Source organism: Nevskia soli DSM 19509, from assembly GCF_000711955.1.
GTDB lineage: Bacteria > Pseudomonadota > Gammaproteobacteria > Nevskiales > Nevskiaceae > Nevskia > Nevskia soli.
Genome location: NZ_JONR01000008.1, coordinates 108,798 through 129,504, shown reverse-complemented (window position 1 = coordinate 129,504; position 20,707 = coordinate 108,798). Strand labels below are relative to the sequence as shown.

Sequence of the window (20,707 nt, the reverse complement as noted above, 5' to 3'; positions counted from 1 at the left end):
CGCGGCTCAGGGCTGCGAAGTGAAAATGACGACGTTGCTGTCATTGGTATTCGCCCCTACGAGGTCGAGCCGGCCGTCGCCGTTGAAGTCGGCGGCGGCGATGGAATTCAGGGCTTGACCGGCCGTGGTGTTGCGAGAAGCGGAGAGTCCGCCCTTGCCATCGCCGAGCAGGATGCTGAGGCTGCCGGGCACGTTGCCGGGATCGCCCTGATTGCTGACCGCCAGATCGGGTTTGCCGTCGCCGTTGAAGTCGCCGATGAGAATATTGGTTGGAGCCTCCCCGACCACCACGGCAGCGCCGGCGGTGAAGCCGCCCTTGCCGTCGCCGAGCAGCGGCACGACGGAGTCCGGACGCGCGCCCAGGATGCTGACCGCCAGATCCGGAATGCCGTCGCCGTTCAGATCGCCTGCCGCCAGCCCGTAGGGGAAACGATCGAACGGGAGCTCGGGGGCCACGGTGAAATTCGCGTGGCCGTCATTGAGCAGGAGCCGCACCGCGTGGTCCCCCTCCACGGACACCGCCAGATCCAGCTTGCCGTCGCCGTTGAAATCCGCCACCGCCAGCACCTCCGCGCTTGAACCCACCGCCAGCGCCGGCTGGGTGGTGAGGTGGCCGCTGCCGTCGTTGAGCAGGATCGACACGCTGTCGTCGAAGCCGTTCACCACCGCCGCATCGGGATGTCCGTCGCCGTTGAAATCAGCGACCACGGGGCTCTGCGGTAAACCACCCGTCGGCGCGGTGCTGGCCACCGAAAGATTGCCCGCGCCGTCATTGAGAAGGACGCTCGCGATCGGCGACGAATTGAAGCCGTAGCTCGTCACCACCAGGTCGAGGTGGCCGTCGCCGTTGAAATCGCCGGTGGCGAGCGCGGACGGCTGATCGAAGCCGCCGATCATCGGCTTACCGGTGAAGGTGCCGTCGCCGTTGTTGATCATTACCTGGACGCTGTTGCTGTCGACCCAGGCGATGGCGAAGTCCGGCTTGCCGTCGCCGTTGAAGTCTCCCGCGGCCACCCAATACGCCAAGGTGCCGCCGCTGATGGGGGCCGACAGCACGTAGGTCGCGGAGGACGGCACCAGGCCGCCCACCACGTAGCTGCCGGTGAAGGCCTGCGCCAAGGCGCCGCCGCCGATTCCGCTCAGGCCGGTGGTCAGGGTGTAGCTCACCGTCTCGCCCGGCAGGAAGGGCTGGTCGGGCGTGAAGCTGAGAACGTTGTTCAGCGCATTGGCGGCGTAGCCGCCGCCGTAAGGCCCGCCGCTGACGCGCAGCCCGGATTGGTCGCCGGACACGATGAAGTTGCCGAAGCCCGCCGCGTTCATCGGCGCGCAGAAGCCGACGTTGACCGGCGCAGTGGGGCTGACGCCGCTTATGCCATAAGGAGCGGCGGCCAGGGTAAGGCCGGCGTTGTTGACCAGGTAGGCGGCGGGTGTGGCCGCAGGGCCGGCGGTGCGCACGGTGCAGATGGGATCGCCGACGCTGGTCTGCGCCACGCGGCCGCCGAGGACGGCGAGGTCGACGCTGCCCAGGGTGGCGGCGCGCAGATCGGCGGCGATATCGCCGGCGGGGTTCTGCTCTTCAACGCTCTCGGTGACGCGGGTATTGGCATCGTCCACCACCTGGAAGATCATGGTGATGCTGTAGGGGTCCTGCTTCGCGGTGGCCTGCAAGGGCAGCTTGAAGGAGAAGCTGACTTCACCGTCCCACTGGTTATTGGCGGGGCTGGCCGGCAGGGCGCGGCTGGCGGCGGTGTTGACGTTGCGTACGACGTAACCATAGGGGAACAGATCGGTGGCGCCCGGGTCGCGGGGAATGGCGGCGACTTCGTCTTCGGTGAAGACTTGCAGGGACTCCAAGCCCGGCCGCACCAGCACGCCAGTGCCGGCGCCGCTGTTGAACTGCATGCCGTGGGTGGGCAGCAGGCTGGAGGCCAGGGCCTGCGTATCGCCGTTGCTGGTGCCGTCGTAGAGAGTGAGATTGCTGATGGCGGTGCTGTTGATGTTGCCGGGAATATTGGCTGCGACCAGGCTCAGGTTATGAGCGGCCGTCGTATAGGGCGCACAAGTGCCCGGCGTGTTGCAGAACTGCGCGTTGCGCACCTGGTAGACCACGGTGAAGTAGCGTTGTCCGCCGGCACCGCGGCTGCCGACGTCGATGGTGCTGGCGGAAACCTGCTGCACGTCCAGACCAGCCGGCACTGCGGTTGGCAGGGCGGCGTGCGCCTGCGGGCCGGAGGTGCCGGACAGCATTTCGGCATGGGAGGTCATCTGCCCGTCGCCGATGCCGTTGATGGTGATGCGCATCAGGCCCAGGCTTGCCGAGGTGGCGGGCGGCGGCGTGGTGACATCGCCGCCACCGCCACCGCCACCGCCACCACCTCCGCCGCCGCAGGCGCTGAGCATGATGCAGGCCGCCAGCGCGGGCAGAGCGGTCAAACGGGTCACGTCGAAATGGTTGTTCATGGTTCTTTCCCTGATCACTGGTCTTCGGTTCATCCGCGGCTCAAGGCTGCGAAGTAAAGATGCCGACGTTGTTGGCGCCGTTGTTGAACTCCACCAGGTCGATGCGGCCGTCGCCGTTGAAGTCGCCGGCACCCGCGATGCTGGTGTTGACGGCGGTGGGAATGGCGCGGGCTGCGCCGAAGCCGCCCTGGCCGTCGCCGAGCAGGGTGGAAGTGGCCGCCGCCAGATCGGGATGCCCGTCGCCGTTGAGGTCTGCGATGACGACCGTCCCCGAACCGATGCCGCTGGCCAGGCTGCCGCCGGCGGTGAAACCACCCTTGCCGTCGCCGAACAGCAGCCTGATGAAGCCTGTGGCACCGGTGGAGATGGCCAGGTCCGGGATGCCGTCGCCGTTCAGGTCTCCCGCCGCCATGCCGCTGGGCGAGTCGCCGATGGCTTGCGCGGGACCGACGGTGAAATTGGCGCCGCCGTCGTTGAGCAGCGCCCGCACCGCGCTGTCACCCAGGGTGGTCACCGCCAGGTCCAGCTTGCCGTCGCCGTTGAAATCCGCCGCCTGCACATAGGTGGGGAGGGAGCCGACCGACACGGGCGCCATCAAGGTGAAATGGCCGCTGCCGTCGTTGAGCACGATCGACAGGGTACCGCCGACTTCGGTCACCGCCGCATCGGGGTGGCCGTCGCCGTTGAAGTCGCCGACCACGAGTTCATCCGCGCTGGAGGGCAGCGTCGTCGTGCCAGCGACCGAGAAAGCACCCGCGCCATTGTTGACGAGCAGGCTCAGCTTCGATGGCTGGCCTATGAGGGGAGAGCCCGCGCTCGCCACCATCAGGTCGAGGTGCCCATCGCCGTTGAAATCGCCGGTGGCGATCGCCACGGGGGCGGTGGCCACGGTGATCAAGGGACCCGCGGTGAAAGTGCCGTCGCCGTTGTTGAGCCGCACCTGGACGGCGTTGGATTGATGCCAGACGATGGCGTAGTCCGGCTTGCCGTCGCCGTTGAAGTCGCCCACGGCCACGGCGACGGGCCCGGTGCCGCCGCCGGTGGGCGTCGACTGGACGTAGCTGGCCGAGGACGGTACCACGCCACCCACCACGTAGTTGCCGGTGAAGTTCCGCGGCACGGCGCCGCCGCCGCTGCCGCTCAATCCGGTGGTCAGGGTGTAGCTCACCGTCTCGCCCGGCAGGAAGGGCTGGTCCGGGGTGAAACTGAGGACGTTGTTCAGCGCATTGGCGCCGTAGCTGCCGCCGTAAGGCCCGCCGCTGAGGCGCAGCCCGGATTGGTTGCCGGACACGATGAAGTTGCTGAAGCCCGCGGCGTTCATCGGCGCACAGAAGCCGACGTTGATCGGCGCGCTGGGATTGACGCCGGTGAAAGCGAACGGCGCGCTGCCCACGCTGATACCCGCGTTGTTCGCGAGGTAAGCCGTGGGCGCTGCCGCGGCGCCGGCGGTGCGGACGGTGCAGATGGGGTCACCGATATTGGTCTGCGCCACGCGGCCGCCGAGGACGGCGAGGTCCACGCTGCTCAGCGTGGCGGCGCGCAGGTCGGCGGCGATATCGCCGGCGGGATTCTGCTCTTCGACGCTCTCGGTGACGCGGGTGTTGGCGTCGTCGATCACCTGGAAGATCATGGTGATGCTGTAGGGGTCCTGCTTGGCACTGCTCTGCAAGGGCAGCTTGAAGGAGAAGCTGACTTCGCCATCCCACTGGTTGTTGGCCGGGCTGGCCGGCAAGGCGCGGCTGCCCGGCGTATGGATGTTGCTGACTACGTAGCCGTAGGGGAACAGGTCGGTCGCGCCCGGATCGCGGGGGATGGCACCGACTTCGTCCTCCGTGAAGACCTGGAGGGATTCCAGTCCGGGCTGCACCAGCACGCCCGCGCCGGTGCCGGTGTTGAACTGCATGCCGTGGGTGGGCAGCAGGCCGGGCGCCAGGGCCTGGGTATCGGCGATGCTGCTGCCGTCGTACAGGCTGATGTTGCTGATCGCGGTGTCGGCGATGTTGCCGGGGACGTTGGCGGCGACCAGGGTCAGGTTGTGGCTGATCGTTGTGTACGGTGTACAAGTCCCCGGCGTGTTGCAGAACGGCGCGTTGCGCACCTGGTAGACCACGGTGAAGTAACGCTCACCGCCGGCGCCGCGAGTGCCGACATCCACCGTGCTGGCCGAGACCTGCTGCACATCCAGGCCAGCGGGCACCGCGGTTGGCAAGGCGACGTGCGCCTGCGGACCGGAAGTGCCAGACAACATATCGGCATGGGAGGTCATTTGCGCGCCGCCGATGCCGTTGATGGTGATGCGCATCAGGCCCAGGCTTGCCGGGGTGGCTGGCGGCGGCGATGCGGCATCGCCGCCACCGCTTCCACCGCCGCCGCACGCCATCAGCAGCAGGCAGGCCGCCGATGCTGCCGCGAACAACGCCCGCGCCGCCCCCTTTCCCACCCCAGGAATCGTGTACATCAGTGCTGTCCCCCGAGGACTTTCACAGTGCCGCCAAAAAGCTGGAATGCGAGGTCCAGTCGTCCGTCGCCATCGAAGTCGCCGGTCACGACGCCTTCGGCGTTGGAACCCACCGTGGGGTTGCTGGAAACGGTGAAACCTCCGTGGCCGTTATTGAGAAAGATCGAGGCGCTGCTGTTCATGAGATTGGCCACCGCCAGGTCCGGATAGCCGTCGTTGTTGAAATCGCCGGTGGTGATGGCGCGGGGCCACGGAGAGCCCGAAAGACCCTCCGATATGGAAACCTGCGGCGCAAAACCGCCCTTGCCGTCGCCCAGCAGGATTGAAACCGTGCCGTCCGACAAGTTGGCGGCGGCCAGGTCGAGCTTGCCGTCACCGTTGAAATCCGCAGCGACCACGCCGCGCGGCGACTCGCCGGTGGCGAAGCTGGCGGCTCCTCCGAGATTGCCCTTGCCGTCGTTGAACAGCACGGTGACACCGGAGCCCTGCCCCACTTCCGCGACGTCGAGTGTGCCGTCGCCGTTGAAGTCGCCCACTGCCAGGCTGTCGCCGGGCTCAGCCGCCACGCCGTAGCCATGGACGGCAAAGCTGCCGTTGCCGTCGTTGAGCAAGATCTCGACGGCCGAAACGCCATCGAACTGCGTCGCACCGGGAATGAAGTCCCCCAACGCCAGGTCGGGGTGGCCATCGCCATTGAAGTCACCCACCGCAATGCCGCTGGCGCTGGTACCGGCGCCCAGGTTCACGGTCTGGCGCAGGCTGAAGCCGCCGCTGCCGTTGTTGAGCAGGATCGAGATCGTGTCGAGGCGGTTGCCTTCGTCGTCCTGGATCTGGTTCACCACCGCGATGTCGGGATGACCGTCTCCGTTGAAATCGCCCACCGCCAGATTCCAAGCATTGGCGCCCGCCACCGGCGTGCCGGCCAGGGCGAAACCGCCGCTGCCATTGTTGAGCAGGATCGAGACGGTCCCCGCACTCGCGCTGGCAACGGCGATATCCAACCTGCCGTCGCCGTCGAAATCGCCCGTCGCCAGGTTGAAGCTGGCGCTGGCAACCGCCGGAGAGGCCAGGGGCGCGAATGCGCCCGTCGCGGACGGCAGGCCGGCGGCCGCCGCGGCGCCGGTAGCCACGGTGTAGCTGCCGGTGAAAGGCTGCAACAGCGGCGCGCCGTCGCTGCCGGTGAGACCACCGCCGAGCGTATAGCTCACCATCTCGCCCGGAAAGAACGGCTGCGTCGGCGTGAAGCTGAGCATATTGCCGAGGGCATTGGCGCCGTAGCTGCCGCTGTACGGACCCGCCGCCGTGCGCAGGCCGGACTGGCTGCCGCTGACGGCGAAGGTGGCCGCGCTCGGCGTGCTCATCGGCACGCAGAAGCCGGCGTTGATGGGCATGGTGCTGGACACACCCTGCACGTTGTAGGGCGCGCTGGCGGCGGTGACGCCGGCATTGTTCACCAGGGTGGCCGTCGGCGCGCCCGCGGTGCCGGCGGTGCGCACGGCGCAGATCGGGTCGCCGACATTGGTCTGTGCCACGCGGCCGCCGAGCACGGCGAGATCCACGCTGCCCAGGGTGGCGGCGCGCAGGTTCGCGGCGATGTCACCGGCAAAGCTCTGCTCTTCGGCGCTCTGGGTGACGCGGGTGTTGGCGTCGTCGATGACGTCGAACATCATGGTGATGCTGTAGGGGTCCTGCTTCGGATCGCTCTGCAGCGGCAGCTTGAAGGAGAAGCTGACCTCGCCGTCCCACTGGTTGGCGGCGGGATTCGCCGGCAACGCGCGGCTGCCCGGTGTGTGGACATTGCTGACGACGTAGCCGTAGGGGAACAGGTCGGTGGCGCCCGGATCGCGCGGGATGGCGCCGACCTCTTCCTCGGTGAAGACCTGCAGCGATTCCAGCCCGGGCTGCACCATCACGCCCGCGCCCCTGCCGGTATCGAACTCCATGCCGTGCGTGGGCAGCAGGCTGGTGGCCAGGGCCTGGGTGGCGGCGTCGCTGCTGCCGTCGTACAGGCTGATGGCACTGATGGCGGTGTTGGCGATATTGCTGGTGGTGTTGGCCGCGACCAGGGTGAGGTTGTGGCTGGCGGCGGTGTAGGCGGTGCAGGTACCCGGGGTGCCGCAGAACTGCGCGTTGCGCACCTGGTAGGCGACGGTGAAGTACCGCTCACCGCCGGCGCCGCGAGTGCCGATGTCCACCGTGCTGGCCGAGGCCTGCCGCACATCCAGGCCGGCGGGGATCGCGGTCGGCAGGGCGACGTGCGCCTGCGGCCCGGCAGTACCGGACAGCAGTTCGGCACGGGACGTCATCTGCGCGCCGCCGATGCCGCTGATGGTGATCCGCATCAGGCCGAGGCTGTGCGCTCCCGCCGGCGGCGAAGCCGGGGCAGCATCACCTCCGCCGCTGCCGCCGCAGGCGGCCAGCAGGGCGCAGACGCATGCCGCCGCGATGAGCCGCGCGGCGCCGAACGCCGCGTGACTCACGGCTGTCCGTCTTGCTTGTCGGTGCCGCGGATGCGCTTGTACAGCCCGCGCGCACGCTCGCGTACCACCGGGTAGCCCGCCGCCGCCGCACCGATCAGGCCCAGCACCACGGTCGGATTCTCCGGCGAATTGACACACAGCCCCTGCGTGGCGAAAGCATCCGGCGCCAGCAACAGGGCGCTCAATGCGGTGATGAAGGTGACCCCAAGACGATAGTTCATGTATTCGCTTCCCTGGCCTGTTGCGATGCGGGTGTTGCATCCCGTTTTTGATCGGAGAAAACACCTGCCGACAGTCGTCTTCCCCGCGATCGATTTGGCCCGATCGGCGCAAGTGGCTCAATTGGAGCTTCGTACTAGTACTAAAGTACGAGTAGGGTCATCGGGTGTGTTCATCGGGCGCCCGCATTGCGCGGGTGCCGCACCTGCTTTCAGCCCAGGTCCGCTTCCCCGGGCGCCTGTTCCAGCGCACGGCGCCGCACCGCCGAGGGGGGCATGCCGAACCAGCGGCGGCAGGCGCGGGTGAACACGGACTGCTCGGAATGGCCCAGCAGTCCGGCGAGCTGGGTCAGCGGGATGTGCGTCTCGCAGAGATAGCGCAGCGCCATCTCCCTGCGCACCGCCTCGCGCAGTTCCTCAAAGCTGCTCTGCTCGGCGGCGAGATGACGCTGGAGCGTGCGCGGGTGCATGCCGAGCAGCGCGGCTACCGCGGTCTTGCCGCCTTGCGCCGTGCCCAGCGTGCGCTGCAGGGCGTGGCGTACGCGCACCGCCATGGTCTGGCCGGGATTGCCGAAGTGCAGGGCCAGGTATTCCACCGCCAGCCGCCGCAGTTCGTGATTGACCGCCTGCACGTTCCGCTCGAAGGTGGCCGGGGCGATGTGCAGGCCGCCGTGCGGCTGCGCCGCGTGCACCGGCGCGCCGAAGAAACGGGCATAGGCCTTGAGCGGCGCCAGCGGCGTGTGCGGCAGCGCCACCGCCCGCAGGGCGTAGCCCTTGCCGGCCAGCAGTTCGACCATGCGGTGCACGTCGCCCAGGCACACGTCCATGGTCTGGCGCAGGGCCGCCTGCCCCGGCACATGCAGTTCGAAGCGCAGCTCCAGCGCGCCGGGCACCAGGGCGCTGCGCGGATGGATGCTGATCGACATGCCCGGGCTGTGCACGAACAGGTAGCGCGAAGCCGTCTCCAGCGCGCTCGCCACGGTCGGCGCGTTCTGCATGGCGATGGCAACGGGGCCGAGCACCGAAATGTCCTGGCTGTCGGCGAGGCGCAAACCGAAGTCGGCGCATTGCGTGGCGCTGGCGCTGGCCTCCAGCAGGTGCACCACCGAGCGCAGCGGCAGCAGGGCGTCGTCGTCGTCCAGCGCTTCCGGGGCGATGCGATAGCGGCGCAGCATGGCCTCGGGGTCGGCGCCGAGCCGGCGCATCAGCACCCCGTAACCGCGCAGTCCGCTGGCCCGCACCATGGCTGTCATGTCTCGAAACATCAAATTTTTGTCTCGAAATGTCAAGTCATGGCGTTGCGGCCAACGCAAACTAGACCTGTCCTGTGAGACATATGCCCGGCACGCGGGCACATAACGAGGAGAGCGGCATGAACCAGAATTTCGATGTCCTGATCATCGGCGCCGGCCTGTCCGGCATCGGTGCGGCCTGCCACCTGGCGATGGAGTGCCCCGGCAAGCGCGTGGCCATCCTGGAGCGGCGCAACGCCATCGGCGGCACCTGGGACCTGTTCCGCTATCCCGGCATCCGCTCCGATTCGGACATGTTCAGCTTCGGTTTCAAGTTCCGCCCCTGGAACGAGCTGAAGGTGCTGGCCGACGGCCCCTCCATCCGCCAGTACGTGAGCGACACCGCGCGCCAGTACGGCATCGACAAGCAGATCCAGTTCGGCCTGAAGACCATCGCCGCCGACTGGTCCAGCGAGCAGCAATGCTGGACGGTCACCGCCCTGCACGAGGCCAGCGGCGAGACGCGCACCTACCGCGCGAACTTCCTCATCGGCGCCACCGGCTATTACAACTACGACCAGGGCTTCCTGCCGCATTTCCCCGGCGAGGAGCGCTTCAAGGGCCTGCGCATCCATCCGCAGCACTGGCCGGAAAACCTCGACTACCGCGGCAAGCGCGTGGTGGTGATCGGCAGCGGCGCCACCGCCGTGACCCTGGTGCCGGCGATGGCCGATGCAGCCGCCCACGTCACCATGCTGCAGCGCTCGCCCAGTTACATCTTCTCGGTGCCGGGCTTCGACAAGATTTCCGCCGTACTGCGCCACGTGCTGCCGGAGAAGTGGGTTTACGGCATGGCGCGCAAGCGCAACATCGTGATCCAGCGCTGGCTCTACCTCGCCGCGCGGCGCTGGCCGGAGCGGGTCCGCAAAATCCTGCTCGCCGGCGTGCGCAAGCAGCTCGACGACAAGAGCAATATGCGCCACTTCACGCCGAGCTACATGCCCTGGGACGAGCGCCTCTGCGCGGTGCCGGACGCCGACCTGTTCAAGGCGATCAACAGCGGCAAGGCCTCGGTGGTCACCGACCACATCGAGTCCTTCACCGAGACCGGCATCCAGCTCAAGTCCGGCCAGACCCTGGAGGCGGACATCATCATCACCGCCACCGGCCTGCAGATCCAGGTGCTGGGCGGCACCGAGCTGCGCGTCGACCAGCAGCCGCGCCCGGTCAGCGCCGCCATGACGTACAAGGGCGTGCTGATGCAGGACATTCCCAACATGGCCTGGATCGTCGGCTATACCAATGCGCCGTGGACGCTGAAGGCCGACATCGCTTCGCACTACATCTGCCGCCTGCTCAATCACATGGATGCCAAGGGCCTGGCCGTGGCCACCCCGCATACCAGCGAGCGCAGCCTGGAAAACGAAACCATCTTCGGCTCGCTGGGCTCGGGCTACGTGCGCCGCGCCAGCCACCTGCTGCCGCGGCAGGGCCGCGACCTGCCCTGGCGCGTGCTGCATCACTACGAGCGGGACACGGAGATGCTGATGAACCAGCCGATCGACGACGGCGTGCTGGAGTTCACGCCGGCGCGCACCGTGTCGCCGAAGGATGCTGTGGCACTGGCTGCATAATTTTCATTCGGCCGCGCAGCGAAGGACCAGGCCGGATCCTTCGCTGCGCCCAGAGCCTGCCCCGGGCTCGATCCGGGGATGACGGCAACTTACTTTTCGATATACCGCGCCAGCCCTTCGGCCAGCGCGTCGAACACCACCCGGCAACGCCGGCTGCCGCGCAGGTCGCCGTGCATGGCGATCCAGATCTCCAGCGACCACTTGAATGCCGACGGCAGCACCCGCGTCAGCGCCGGCGCGCGCGCCGCCAGCGGCACCTGGCAGACGCCGATGCCGCAGGCGTTGCGGATGGCGGCGAGGCAGGCCAGGTCGCTGTCGGTGCGCAGTGAAAACATGCCGCGGTTGAACGGCACGCCGCGCGCCCGCACCTCGCGGGTGAAGGCGGTCTCGCGGTCGTAGCCGATCAGCAGGTGCTGCGACAGCTCGTCCATGGTCTTCGGAGTGCCGCGCCTTTTCAGGTAATCGCGGTGGGCATGCAGGCCCAGCGGCACCTTGCCGATGCGGCGCGCCACCAATGGCCCCTGCGTCGGCGCCACCATGCGCACGGCGATATCCGACTCGCGCCGCAGCAGGTCCTCGACGCGGTTCGACAGCACCAGTTCGATCACCAGGCCGGGATGCGCTTCCTGCAAGGCCGCGATGATCGATGGCAGCACCTCGCCGCCGATGACCTCGCTGGCGGTGACGCGCACCGTGCCGCGCAAGTCCTCGCCGCGCCCGGAAGCCGCGCGCAGCAGCGCGGCGCTGACGGATTCGAGCGCCTCCGCATGCGGCCGCAATTCCGTCGCCGCCTCGGTGGCGGCGAGGCCGTGCAGCGAGCGCGTGAACAGGGCCAGGCCCAGCGCCTGCTCCAACGCCTCCACCTGCCTGCCCACGGTGGGCTGGGTCAGGCCCAGCGCCCGTGCCGCGCCGGACAGCGAGCCTTCGCGCAATACCGCGAGAAAGGTGCGGTACAAGTCCCAATCGGGTTCTCTGGCCGGTTCGTTGGCGGGTGTGTTGCTGGGTTCAATCCTGTCCATACATAAATGTATAGTTAGTCCACGACTTTAGGCAATTCCGTTTTGATGGGTCCGGGCCGAGAATGACCGTACTTGGCAATCTCACAGGAGTCACGGACATGGAACAGCACGGCATCGCCCTGGTCATCGGCGCCAACGGCGGCATCGGCAGCGAGCTGGCCGGCGCCCTGCAACGCCACGGCTGGAAGGTGCGCGCCCTGGTACGCAGCGCGCCCGCAGGCGGCGGCACGGCGTCGATCGAATACGCCACCGGCGATGCCATGCGCGCCGAGGATGTGCTGCGCGCCGCGCAGGGCGTCTCGCTCATCGTCCACGCCGTCAACCCGCCCGGCTACCGCGACTGGGACCGGCTGGTGCTGCCGATGCTGCACAACACCATCGCCGCGGCCCGCGTCAGCGGCGCCCGCATCGTGCTGCCCGGCACGGTCTACAACTACGGCCCCGACGCCTTCCCGGTGATCGACGAGGCGGCGCCGCAGCATCCGCTGACGCGCAAGGGCGCGATCCGCGTGCGGATGGAGCAGGCCCTGCGCGACGCGGCCAAAGACGGTGTGCGCAGCCTGGTGGTGCGTGCGGGCGACTTCTTCGGCCCGCGCCCCGGCAACAACTGGTTCTCGATGGGCCTGGTCAAGCCGGGCGCCGCCATCCGTTCCATCACCTATCCGGGCAAGCCCGGCACCGGCCACGCCTGGGCCTACCTGCCTGACCTGGCGGAGACCGTGGCACAGCTGGTGGCGCACGAGGAGCACCTCGCCGCATTCGAGACCTTCCACTTCGGCGGCCATTGGGATGCGGACGGCACCGCCATGATCGGCGCCATCCGCAAGGCCGTGAACCAGCCGAAGCTGCCGGTGCGCGGCTTTCCCTGGGCGGTGCTGGTGCTGCTGTCGCCGTTCAAGACCCTGTTCCGCGAGATGCGCGAGATGCGCTACCTGTGGCAGCAGCCGCTGCGGCTCGACAACACGCGCCTGCTGGCCCATCTCGGCGCCGAGCCGCATACGCCGCTGGATCTGGCGGTGCGGCGGACGCTGGATGGGCTGATGCGCTGAAGCCCGCACCACTGCGGTTGCTTCAGAGTATGCCCTCCAGCGCCGTCCCGTTCGGGCTGCCCAGGCCGGTGCAGGCGTCCCAGCCGGCGACGGCGGAGTACGCGCCGTTATTGCCCTGCTTGATGTCGCTCAGCGCGGCGGGATTCTGGTAGAGGGTAGCGTTGATGAAGCCTACCGGTTTGCCCTTGATGGCGTTGATGCGCGCGATCAGTCCGGCCCACAGCGGCGCCACCGCGCTGGTGCCGCCGATCACGGTGTCGCTGCCGTCGACGCGCACGGCGTAGCCGGTCTGCGGATCGGCGTCGCCGCTGACGTCCGGCACGCCGCGCATGTTCAGCGCAACCGTGGCGCCGCGGCTGTCGATCGCCTTCAGGCCTTTTTGCCATGTCGGCAACGCGAAGGTGCCGCTGATGCCGCCGCCGCTGGCGCCGCCCTCGGCGCCGTCGTTCCACACCACCTCGCTGGCGATGCCGGCGCCCTGCGCCTTCAGCGAGGTGCCGCCGCAGGCCAGCACGTGCGGGCTCGACGCCGGGAAGTCGACGTGGTTGACGCCGTCGCCGACGCCATCGGCGGAGCCGTTGTCGCCGGAGGCGACGCAGATGGTGATGCCCAGCGCCGCCGCCGACTGGAACGCCTGGTCGAAGCTGTTCATGGCCTGCTGCGTCCAGCTCGATTCCGGGCCGCCCCAGCTGATCGAGATCACCGTGGGCTGGTTGGTGCTGTCATGGATGGCGGTGGTGATGGCGTCGAGGAAGCCGGCATCGGTGTTCGGCGCGAAATAGACGGCGATACGCGCTTCCGGCGCGATGGCCCCGGCCACCTCGATATCCAGCATCACCTCGCCGTCGGCGCCGCTGGGATCGCCGCCCGGCTGGTTGGCGGCGCTGTCCACGCCGACCGACAGCACCTGCGGCGCCGTCACATTCAGTTCGGCGAAATAGGAAGACAGGTCGGCCGTCTCGTAGCCGCCGTCAAGTTCGATCAGGGCGATGCACTGCCCCTGCCCGCCACCCTGCGGAAACTGGTACAGGGTGGCGAGCTGCGTCGGGGTGAAGCTGCCGGGCGTTTCCGCCACGGCCGCCACCTGCTGCGCCACACGGAAATGCGCGCGGGCCTGCGGCCGGTTGTCGAGACCGAGCACCGACTCGACGATGCCGGACAGTTCAGGCGGCAGGTAGATGGCGCCGCTGCGGCAGCGGTAGGTGCCGCCGGCATGCTGGAGGTGATGCAGCTCGACGCCGAAAGCCTGGTTGAACTGGCTCACAGTGCCGGACAGGCGCACCGTGCGCCGCGCCGCGTCGGCGCTCATCACGATCAGCCCGTGCTCCTGGGCGAATGCGGTCACCGCCGCGATATCCTCCGGCGCGGCGCCGTACAGCGACTCGAACTGCTCACGCTCCAGATGTTCCGGCACCTGGCCCGCCCGCACCTGCTCCATCCGCGCCGCGAAGCCCTGCGCATCGCGGCGGCGCAGCAGCACGCTCACCTCGAGACGCTCGTCGGGATGCGCCGCGACCGCGCCGGCGGCATCCGCCGGAAAAGCGCGCTCGCTGCCGGCCAGGGGAGTGCCGCGATGTTTCTTGTTCATGATCCGCTCCATTCATTCCGTTGAGTGGCACAGCGTCAGGTCGATACCGCGCGTCGGTTCAGCATCCCGCAAATCCTTGGACAGCCCGCGGCGGCATTCCATTCCCCGCGGGTGGCCGCTCTCACCTTATTACAGAATCTGGCGACAGGGCGTTATGCTCGAATTCCGACAATCCGGAGTATTGCCATGAAAATCAGCGCCCGCAACCAGGGTCTGCTGACAATCATTTGGTCGCGATCAAATGATTGTCGGCAGACCCCTGAATCAAAGGCACCATGGTGGAAGTCACCAAGGGCCAGACCACGGCCCAAGTCGGCATCGACATCGGCAATGGGGTGCGCGTGGCGGCTTCCATCACCAATGAAGCCGTCGATGACCTCGGCCTGAAGGTGGGTGATGCCGCCATTGCAGTGATCAAGGCCTACACCTGATGGTGGCCAAATAGGCTGTACGCTCACGCCTTATACCGCTAGCGTGCCGTCGCCGCCCGCCGCATGGTCTCAGCGCGGCGCAGCTGAAACGGAACTGCTCAGCAGACGTAGGATGCGCAACGCGCACGCGCCACGCCTCGAAACGTCGGCACACCCGCGTGCGTGTTGTGCACCCTTGCTTGCTACACGGACTGAAAATCCTCGTCAGCCTCGACATAATGAATTAGAGCGCCGTTATCAGCCCTGATCAAAATCCCAACCTTTAGATAGCTCCATTCGTCCTTCGGAAACTCGCTCGTATACTCGTCATCATCAATGGAGCAGACAATTGTTCCAAAGTAATCTTTCCAGAGTCGGACTCTGTCACCCGTCTTGGCAAGGTTTCCGTTCGCGTATTTCATTGAATGCATTCCTAATCTATGGCATCGGAACAGAGCCCGGTGGCGGAGCAGCAAGCGTAGGTTGCGCACTGCGCACGCGTCACGTCTTGAAACGTCGGCACACCCGCGTGCGCAGTGCGCAACCTACGCTTGCTGCTCTGCATGGGGTTTGACCGGGTTAACAGTATCTACGCTTGCTGCTCGTTGAAGCCAGATCTGAACGGCCAGGACTATTGAATAGAGAGATGAGTAGCGCCAACCCAGCGAGGACGACTACGCGCAATAGCCACCGTATACCAAAAATCCTCTTTGACCATTGATCAATCAGCCTAGGTGATGCTACTTCTTGCTGCACATTGAAATTTTCATCTATGACAATCTCAATTAAGCATGCCACTACGAAGATTAAAAGAAGTATTAAAACATCATGTCGAAGCATCGCTCATTTACCTCAAATAATGTCTACTTCATCTATTTCGAATTGCATGTACAACCCGCTTTTCCAGCGGCATTTTGCACCCTCCCAAACCCCCATCCAGCAACTGCTCCGCCCACTCCTGCAAGTCCAATTCCGTTATTTGCTACAACGATGGCAGCCGCACCTGCGCCAGCTCCTAGCCCTAACCCTGCGTACAACCCGCCAATGCCGCCTACCAGCTGCTCAGCAGCGTAGGGTCCGCAACGCGCGCGCGTCACGCCTTGAAACGTCGGCACACCCGCGTGCGCAGTGCGCACCCTACGCTTGCTTAGCGGATTCCCATTGGCATATCCTTCTCGATCCGGTGGTGGGCACCATCGTAAAGGTTCGTCTCTATCGAAGCACCGTTGCGAGAAATGCCTGCAACCTGCCCCACGGCGTTGTAATTGAGGCCAGTGGCACTGCTTCCGGCAAAGGAAAGAAGAGGGCTGATGGTGCCGGCAGCGATCGTTTCACTGATGCGATTCCCAGCCGCGTCATAGGCATAGGTGTAAGCACCGTAGGCTCCACTCGCCGAAATCAGGCGATCGAGGGCGTCATATCCCAAAGCCTGGCCGTGGCTGCCATCCCCATTGTCGGTTATGGAAATGATATTGCCGTTGGCGTCATACCCATACTGCAGAAGGCAAGGGTGCGCAACCTACGCTTGCTTTTTCAATTCACTGCACATCACCGACCGCTGCGCGAGCAGCATACAGCAGAAGGCATTCAGGAATAATCAACGCATTTCGGGTAAGTATTTTCTGGACTTCCTCGTCGTACGCAGGCTGCCAGCAGCCTAACCCATGGAGAGCTGCTTTTTTGCAAGTGACGTTATCTAACAAAAGCGTTTTTTCAAGATTATTTAGAATAATAGAATCAATGATCTTCATTTTCTGCGTTCGCGGCGCTCCGTGCCTCGGGAACACGTACCACCACATAAAACAAAGATAGTTATACGATGGCAAATGCATATTTGTAGGGTTATCCGCATTCGCACATGCTTTTGCAAATACTTTTTCAAATACCTCGAACATTAAAGAAATCGCGCTTTCTCTCGTTGAAATAGGTACTTGATCACTTAAAAAAGAGAAGCACGTTATGCCGCAATATCGATCAATCAAGTATTGGAGCCCTAAAACAAACTGCGGTTCAGAGTGATTGGCCCAAATGTTATCTATCTCCCTAAAAATTTGAAGGGCGCAATCCACAATGAACCCTTCTTCAAAGACAGGATCGTAAAAGTCTTCAGCAAAAAACCACTTCGGACCCCCAGCTTTCCATTCTCTTTCAAATAGAAATGACTTAAAGTCGCTATATGATTTATCCATTATTTGTATCAAGCTTCGCCGTTAGTCTTTGCAGTGACAGTCAATCGCTTTATTTGCATTTGCAATTTGATTTTCCAAGTCTTGCGGCAACTGGGGGTCATGTGCTTCATCGATCCCGTCGTGCCATCTGTTTGTAAATGCATTGCGAAGCGCTTTGCAGCTCAACGCCTTACTCAGCTTCCATCTAGCAAGCTCCGCACATAAATAGTGCGACGCAGATCAGAATCCTGTGCCAGGCCGATGCAGCAATGTACAAAAAGTGCGCAGGTAAATCGCGCATTAACTTTTGCACAGGAGTAGGGTGTTCCGCCTCAAAGGCGAGATTGACCTCGTTAGTAAATCCCCGAAGCCTCGCGCAAGGACGGACGCAATATTCCCCAATAGACGCAGCACCGCGCCCGATAGAAATCCCCGCCATGCTGCCCCCTAGTACCAGATGGTTCTTGCCGTAGGCATGGTAAGGAAATGAATGTGATTTCAGGTGTCCGTTTGACCGGCGACGCCACCCGCTCATCGTCCTTTCAAATCGTAATGTCGATTACGTCACATTTCTTTACAATTTGAAGTCCTTGCATAAGCCTTGCAAAGGCATCGCGCATGTGCGGCGCCTGAGGCCAACGTCCGGCGCCCCGGCCCCCGGGCCTTCGCCACGGTGACGATTGGAATGAATGGTTCTTAACGCCCCTTCGCCGCGGCGCCCCGCCCAGCCCGTGCCGGTCGTGCCGTCGCCGCCCGCCGCATGGTCTCCAGCGCGGCGCGGCTGAAACGGAACTGCTCGGTACCGCGCAAACGCTTTACCGAAAAATCGATGAAGTGCCGCACCCGCCGCGGCATGTCCGAACGCTGTGCGTAATACAGGTGCAGGCTGTGCCGTTCGCTGATGTGCTCGAACAGCAACGGCACCAGCCGCCCGGCGCGCAAGCCGGGGGCGGCGCCGATGCTGTCCAGCTGGCCCACGCCGAGCCCCGCCTCCACCGCCCTGATCTCCGACTCGGAGTCGTTGGAGCACACCGCCGCCGGCAGGTCGATGAAGGACAGCGCGGTGCCCATGCGCAATTCCCACTGATCCATCCGCCCGGTGTTGGGCTGGCGGAAGCCGGTGCAGGCGTGGCGCGCCAGCTCCTGGATGCTCGCCGGTGCGCCGTGCGCCCGCAGATAATCCGGCGAGGCGCAGATGATCAGCTGCATGCGGAACAGCTCGCGCACCACCAGCTGCCGGTCCGGCGGCTGGCCGCTGCGGAAGCCGACGTCGATCTTCTGCGCCACGATGTCGGTGTAGAGCTCGTCCAGCAGCAGCTCGAACCCCACTCGCGGGAGCAGCTTGCGGAAGTCGACGATCAGCGGCACCAGGACCTCCTTGCCCACCGAGCGCGTGGCGGTGATGCGGATCAGGCCCTCCTCGTCCGCCGCCGCGTCGCGCGCGCCGGACCAGGCGCCGGCGATGGTTTCCAGGCCCGGGCGCACGTTGTCCAGGAAGCGCCGGCCGTCTTCGGTGAGGGTGCTTTTGCGCGTGGTGCGGTGGAACAGGCGCAGACCCAGCGCCTGTTCCAGCTGGCGCACCGCCTTGCTCACCGCCTGCGGCGTGGTGCCCTGGGCGATCGCCGCCTGGTGGAAGCTGCCGAGATCGGCGGCCTTGCTGAAGGTTTCGATGGCGCGGTAGCGGTCCACGGGATATCTCGATTGACAACCGTTGGTTGATTCTGAAACACGAGAATCAGACTACTCCGGTTGTGTCCGACTGCCTATAGTAGCGCCCTGAATTTCCCCGCTGTCCGTTCCCTTTTCGCAGGAGCACCGCATGACCAGCACCCGCGCTTACGCCGCCGCCACCTCCACTTCGCCGCTGGCGCCCTTCACCTTCCAGCGCCGCGCGCCGCTGCCGCACGACGTGGCCATCGACATCCACTACTGCGGCATCTGCCATTCGGACATCCACCAGGCCCGCGACGGCTGGGGCGGTTCGATCTTCCCGATGGTGCCGGGCCACGAGATCGCCGGCGTGGTCAGCGCCGTCGGCGACCAGGTGAGCAAGTACAAGGTGGGCGACAAGGTCGGCGTCGGCTGCTTCGTCGACTCCTGCCGTCATTGCGCCTACTGCGAACAGGGCCTGGAACAATACTGCGACGAAGGCCCCACCAACACCTATAACGGCCTCGAGCGCGACGGCAGGACGCCGACCATGGGCGGCTACTCCGAGCGTATTGTGGTCAACCAGGACTACGTGCTGCGCATGCCGGACAATCTACCGCTGGACGCCGCCGCACCCCTGCTCTGCGCAGGCATCACCCTGTACTCGCCGCTCAAGCACTGGGGCGCCGGCCCCGGCATGCGCGTCGCCATCATCGGCCTGGGTGGCCTGGGCCACATGGGTGTGAAGATCGCCCATGCCCTCGGCGCCGAGGTCACCGTGCTGAGCCAGTCGCTGAAGAAGCAGGAGGACGCCAAGCGCCTGGGCGCCGACCACTTCCACGCCACTTCCGATCCGCAGACCTTCGTCAAGCTGAAGAACCACTTCGACCTGATCATCAACACCGTCTCGGCGGAGATGGACTGGAACCTGTACCTGGGCCTGCTCAAGGTGGACCGCACCATGGTGGTGGTGGGCGTGCCGGAAACGCAGGTGCCGATCGCGCCGTTCTCGCTCATCCCCAAGCGCCGCAGCCTGGCCGGCTCGATGATCGGCGGCATCGCCGAGACGCAGGAGATGCTCGACTTCTGCGGCGAGCACGACATCACCTGCGATATCGAACTGACGCCGATCCAGAAGGTCAATGAAGCCTATGAGCGGATCCTGAAGAGCGACGTGCGCTACCGCTTCGTCATCGACATGGCCTCGCTCAAGGCCGCCTGAGGCGGCAGGCGTCCGCGGATTGCCCCATGATGTGCCGCGGCCCGCGCCAGGCGGGCCGCGCTTTCGAACCAGGAGTAGAGCAATGGATTACGTGAACCTCGGCAGCACCGGCCTGCGCGTCTCCCCCATTTGCCTGGGCTGCATGACCTACGGCGCGCCCGAACGCGGCAACCATGCCTGGACCCTGCCGGAGGAGGACAGCCGCCCGCTGCTGCGCAAGGCGCTGGACCTGGGCATCAACTTCTTCGACACCGCCAACGCCTATTCCGACGGCACTTCGGAGGAGATCGTCGGCAGCGCCCTCACCGACTTCGCCCGCCGCGACGAGATCGTGCTGGCCACCAAGGTGCACTTCGCGCTGCGCAGCGCGCCCAACATCGGCGGCCTGTCGCGCAAGGCCATCTTCAGCAACATCGACGCCAGCCTGAAGCGGCTGGGCACCGACTACGTCGATCTCTACCAGATCCACCGCTGGGACTACCACACGCCCATCGAGGAAACCCTGGAAGCCCTGCACGACCTGGTCAGGGCCGGCAAGGTGCTGTACATCGGCGCCTCCTCGATGCATGCCTGGCAGTTCAGCAAGGCCCTCTACGTTGCGCAGCAGAACGGCTGGACCCGCTTCATCACCATGCAGAACCACTACAACCTGCTGTACCGCGAGGAAGAGCGCGAAATGCTGCCGCTGTGCCTGGACCAGGGCATCGGCGTCATGCCCTGGAGCCCGCTGGCCCGCGGCCGCCTGACCCGTCCCTGGAACGAGCAGACCGCGCGCGCCCAGACCGACAAGTACGGCAATACCCTTTACGCCAACACCCAGGAAGCCGACCAGAAAGTGGTCGAAGCCGTCGCCGCCGTGGCCAAGGCCCGCGGCGTGCCCAGGGCGCAGGTGGCGATGGCCTGGCTGAGCAGCCGCCCGGCAGTCACCTCGCCCATCGTCGGGGCGTCGAAGCCGGAGCACCTGGACGATGCCGTGGCCTCGCTGTCGCTGAAGCTGGAGGAAAGCGAGATCGCGCAACTGGAAGCGGCGTATGTGCCGCATGCTGTTTCAGGGCACGAGTAAAGCGTCGGCGCGTCCCTTCGCCCCCTTTTTGTCATCCTGAGCGTAGCGAAGGATCT

16 protein-coding genes are annotated in these 20,707 nt (G+C 65.6%); 5 read left to right on the top strand and 11 right to left on the bottom strand.

Annotated features, from left to right (window positions below):
• Positions 1 to 6: 6 nt before the first annotated feature.
• The 5 genes from BP26_RS27340 to BP26_RS0104960 form a co-directional block, all read right to left on the bottom strand.
• Entirely contained in the window at positions 7 to 2,460 is a 2,454-nt protein-coding gene (locus BP26_RS27340; RefSeq protein WP_051748340.1) for an FG-GAP repeat domain-containing protein, read from the bottom strand.
• Between the two features lie 40 nt (positions 2,461 to 2,500).
• Positions 2,501 to 4,918, bottom strand: coding sequence for an FG-GAP repeat domain-containing protein (locus BP26_RS27335; RefSeq protein WP_084182810.1), 2,418 nt, complete (start codon positions 4,916 to 4,918; stop codon positions 2,501 to 2,503).
• On the bottom strand, positions 4,918 to 7,398 hold the full coding sequence (locus BP26_RS27330) for an FG-GAP repeat domain-containing protein (RefSeq protein WP_051748338.1): 2,481 nt from the start codon (positions 7,396 to 7,398) through the stop codon (positions 4,918 to 4,920). The genes BP26_RS27335 and BP26_RS27330 overlap by 1 nt, the downstream gene beginning before the upstream one ends.
• A complete protein-coding gene (locus BP26_RS29195) occupies positions 7,395 to 7,619 on the bottom strand; it encodes a PExPT-CTERM protein (RefSeq protein WP_029919473.1) in 225 nt (74 codons plus the stop codon). Before BP26_RS29195 ends, BP26_RS27330 begins: the two co-directional genes overlap by 4 nt.
• Positions 7,620 to 7,828: 209 nt before the next feature.
• On the bottom strand, positions 7,829 to 8,869 hold the full coding sequence (locus BP26_RS0104960; protein ID WP_036516152.1) for an AraC family transcriptional regulator: 1,041 nt from the start codon (positions 8,867 to 8,869) through the stop codon (positions 7,829 to 7,831).
• A gap of 119 nt (positions 8,870 to 8,988) precedes the next feature.
• Between BP26_RS0104960 and BP26_RS0104955 the strand changes: the two genes are divergently transcribed.
• Positions 8,989 to 10,482, top strand: coding sequence for a flavin-containing monooxygenase (locus BP26_RS0104955; protein ID WP_029919471.1), 1,494 nt, complete (start codon positions 8,989 to 8,991; stop codon positions 10,480 to 10,482).
• Positions 10,483 to 10,571: 89 nt separating this feature from the next.
• Here the strand turns inward: BP26_RS0104955 and BP26_RS0104950 are convergent, their stop codons facing one another.
• Positions 10,572 to 11,501: a LysR family transcriptional regulator gene (locus BP26_RS0104950; RefSeq protein WP_051748336.1), complete on the bottom strand. Its 930-nt coding sequence runs from the start codon at positions 11,499 to 11,501 to the stop codon at positions 10,572 to 10,574.
• Positions 11,502 to 11,599: 98 nt separating this feature from the next.
• On the opposite strand from BP26_RS0104950, the gene BP26_RS0104945 reads away from it, so the two are divergent.
• The gene (locus tag BP26_RS0104945) at positions 11,600 to 12,550 is read left to right on the top strand and encodes an NAD-dependent epimerase/dehydratase family protein (protein ID WP_029919469.1); all 951 of its coding nucleotides are present in this window, start codon (positions 11,600 to 11,602) and stop codon (positions 12,548 to 12,550) included.
• A gap of 22 nt (positions 12,551 to 12,572) precedes the next feature.
• Here BP26_RS0104945 and BP26_RS0104940 read toward each other — a convergent pair whose 3' ends face one another.
• The gene (locus BP26_RS0104940) at positions 12,573 to 14,138 is read right to left on the bottom strand and encodes a S53 family peptidase (RefSeq protein ID WP_029919468.1); all 1,566 of its coding nucleotides are present in this window, start codon (positions 14,136 to 14,138) and stop codon (positions 12,573 to 12,575) included.
• Positions 14,139 to 14,413: 275 nt separating this feature from the next.
• On the opposite strand from BP26_RS0104940, the gene BP26_RS26415 reads away from it, so the two are divergent.
• Positions 14,414 to 14,569, top strand: a complete 156-nt coding sequence (locus BP26_RS26415; protein WP_051748334.1) for a TOBE domain-containing protein — start codon at positions 14,414 to 14,416, stop codon at positions 14,567 to 14,569.
• A 182-nt stretch (positions 14,570 to 14,751) separates the two neighbouring features.
• On the opposite strand, the gene BP26_RS0104930 is transcribed toward BP26_RS26415, so the two are convergent.
• From BP26_RS0104930 to BP26_RS0104920, 4 genes are all read right to left on the bottom strand, one after another.
• Positions 14,752 to 14,970, bottom strand: a complete 219-nt coding sequence (locus BP26_RS0104930; protein ID WP_029919467.1) for a hypothetical protein — start codon at positions 14,968 to 14,970, stop codon at positions 14,752 to 14,754.
• Positions 14,971 to 15,695: 725 nt separating this feature from the next.
• On the bottom strand, positions 15,696 to 16,049 hold the full coding sequence (locus tag BP26_RS27325) for an RHS repeat domain-containing protein (protein ID WP_084182807.1): 354 nt from the start codon (positions 16,047 to 16,049) through the stop codon (positions 15,696 to 15,698).
• 37 nt (positions 16,050 to 16,086) lie between these two features.
• Positions 16,087 to 16,737, bottom strand: a complete 651-nt coding sequence (locus tag BP26_RS29190) for a hypothetical protein (protein WP_157572366.1) — start codon at positions 16,735 to 16,737, stop codon at positions 16,087 to 16,089.
• 675 nt (positions 16,738 to 17,412) lie between these two features.
• Entirely contained in the window at positions 17,413 to 18,405 is a 993-nt protein-coding gene (locus BP26_RS0104920; protein ID WP_051748332.1) for a LysR family transcriptional regulator, read from the bottom strand.
• Between the two features lie 130 nt (positions 18,406 to 18,535).
• On the opposite strand from BP26_RS0104920, the gene BP26_RS0104915 reads away from it, so the two are divergent.
• Both BP26_RS0104915 and BP26_RS0104910 read left to right on the top strand, forming a co-directional pair.
• On the top strand, positions 18,536 to 19,588 hold the full coding sequence (locus tag BP26_RS0104915) for an NAD(P)-dependent alcohol dehydrogenase (RefSeq protein WP_029919464.1): 1,053 nt from the start codon (positions 18,536 to 18,538) through the stop codon (positions 19,586 to 19,588).
• 82 nt (positions 19,589 to 19,670) lie between these two features.
• Positions 19,671 to 20,651 carry an aldo/keto reductase gene (locus BP26_RS0104910; RefSeq protein ID WP_029919463.1) on the top strand — a complete coding sequence of 327 codons (981 nt, stop codon included), beginning with the start codon at positions 19,671 to 19,673 and terminating at the stop codon, positions 20,649 to 20,651.
• Positions 20,652 to 20,707 lie beyond the last annotated feature (56 nt).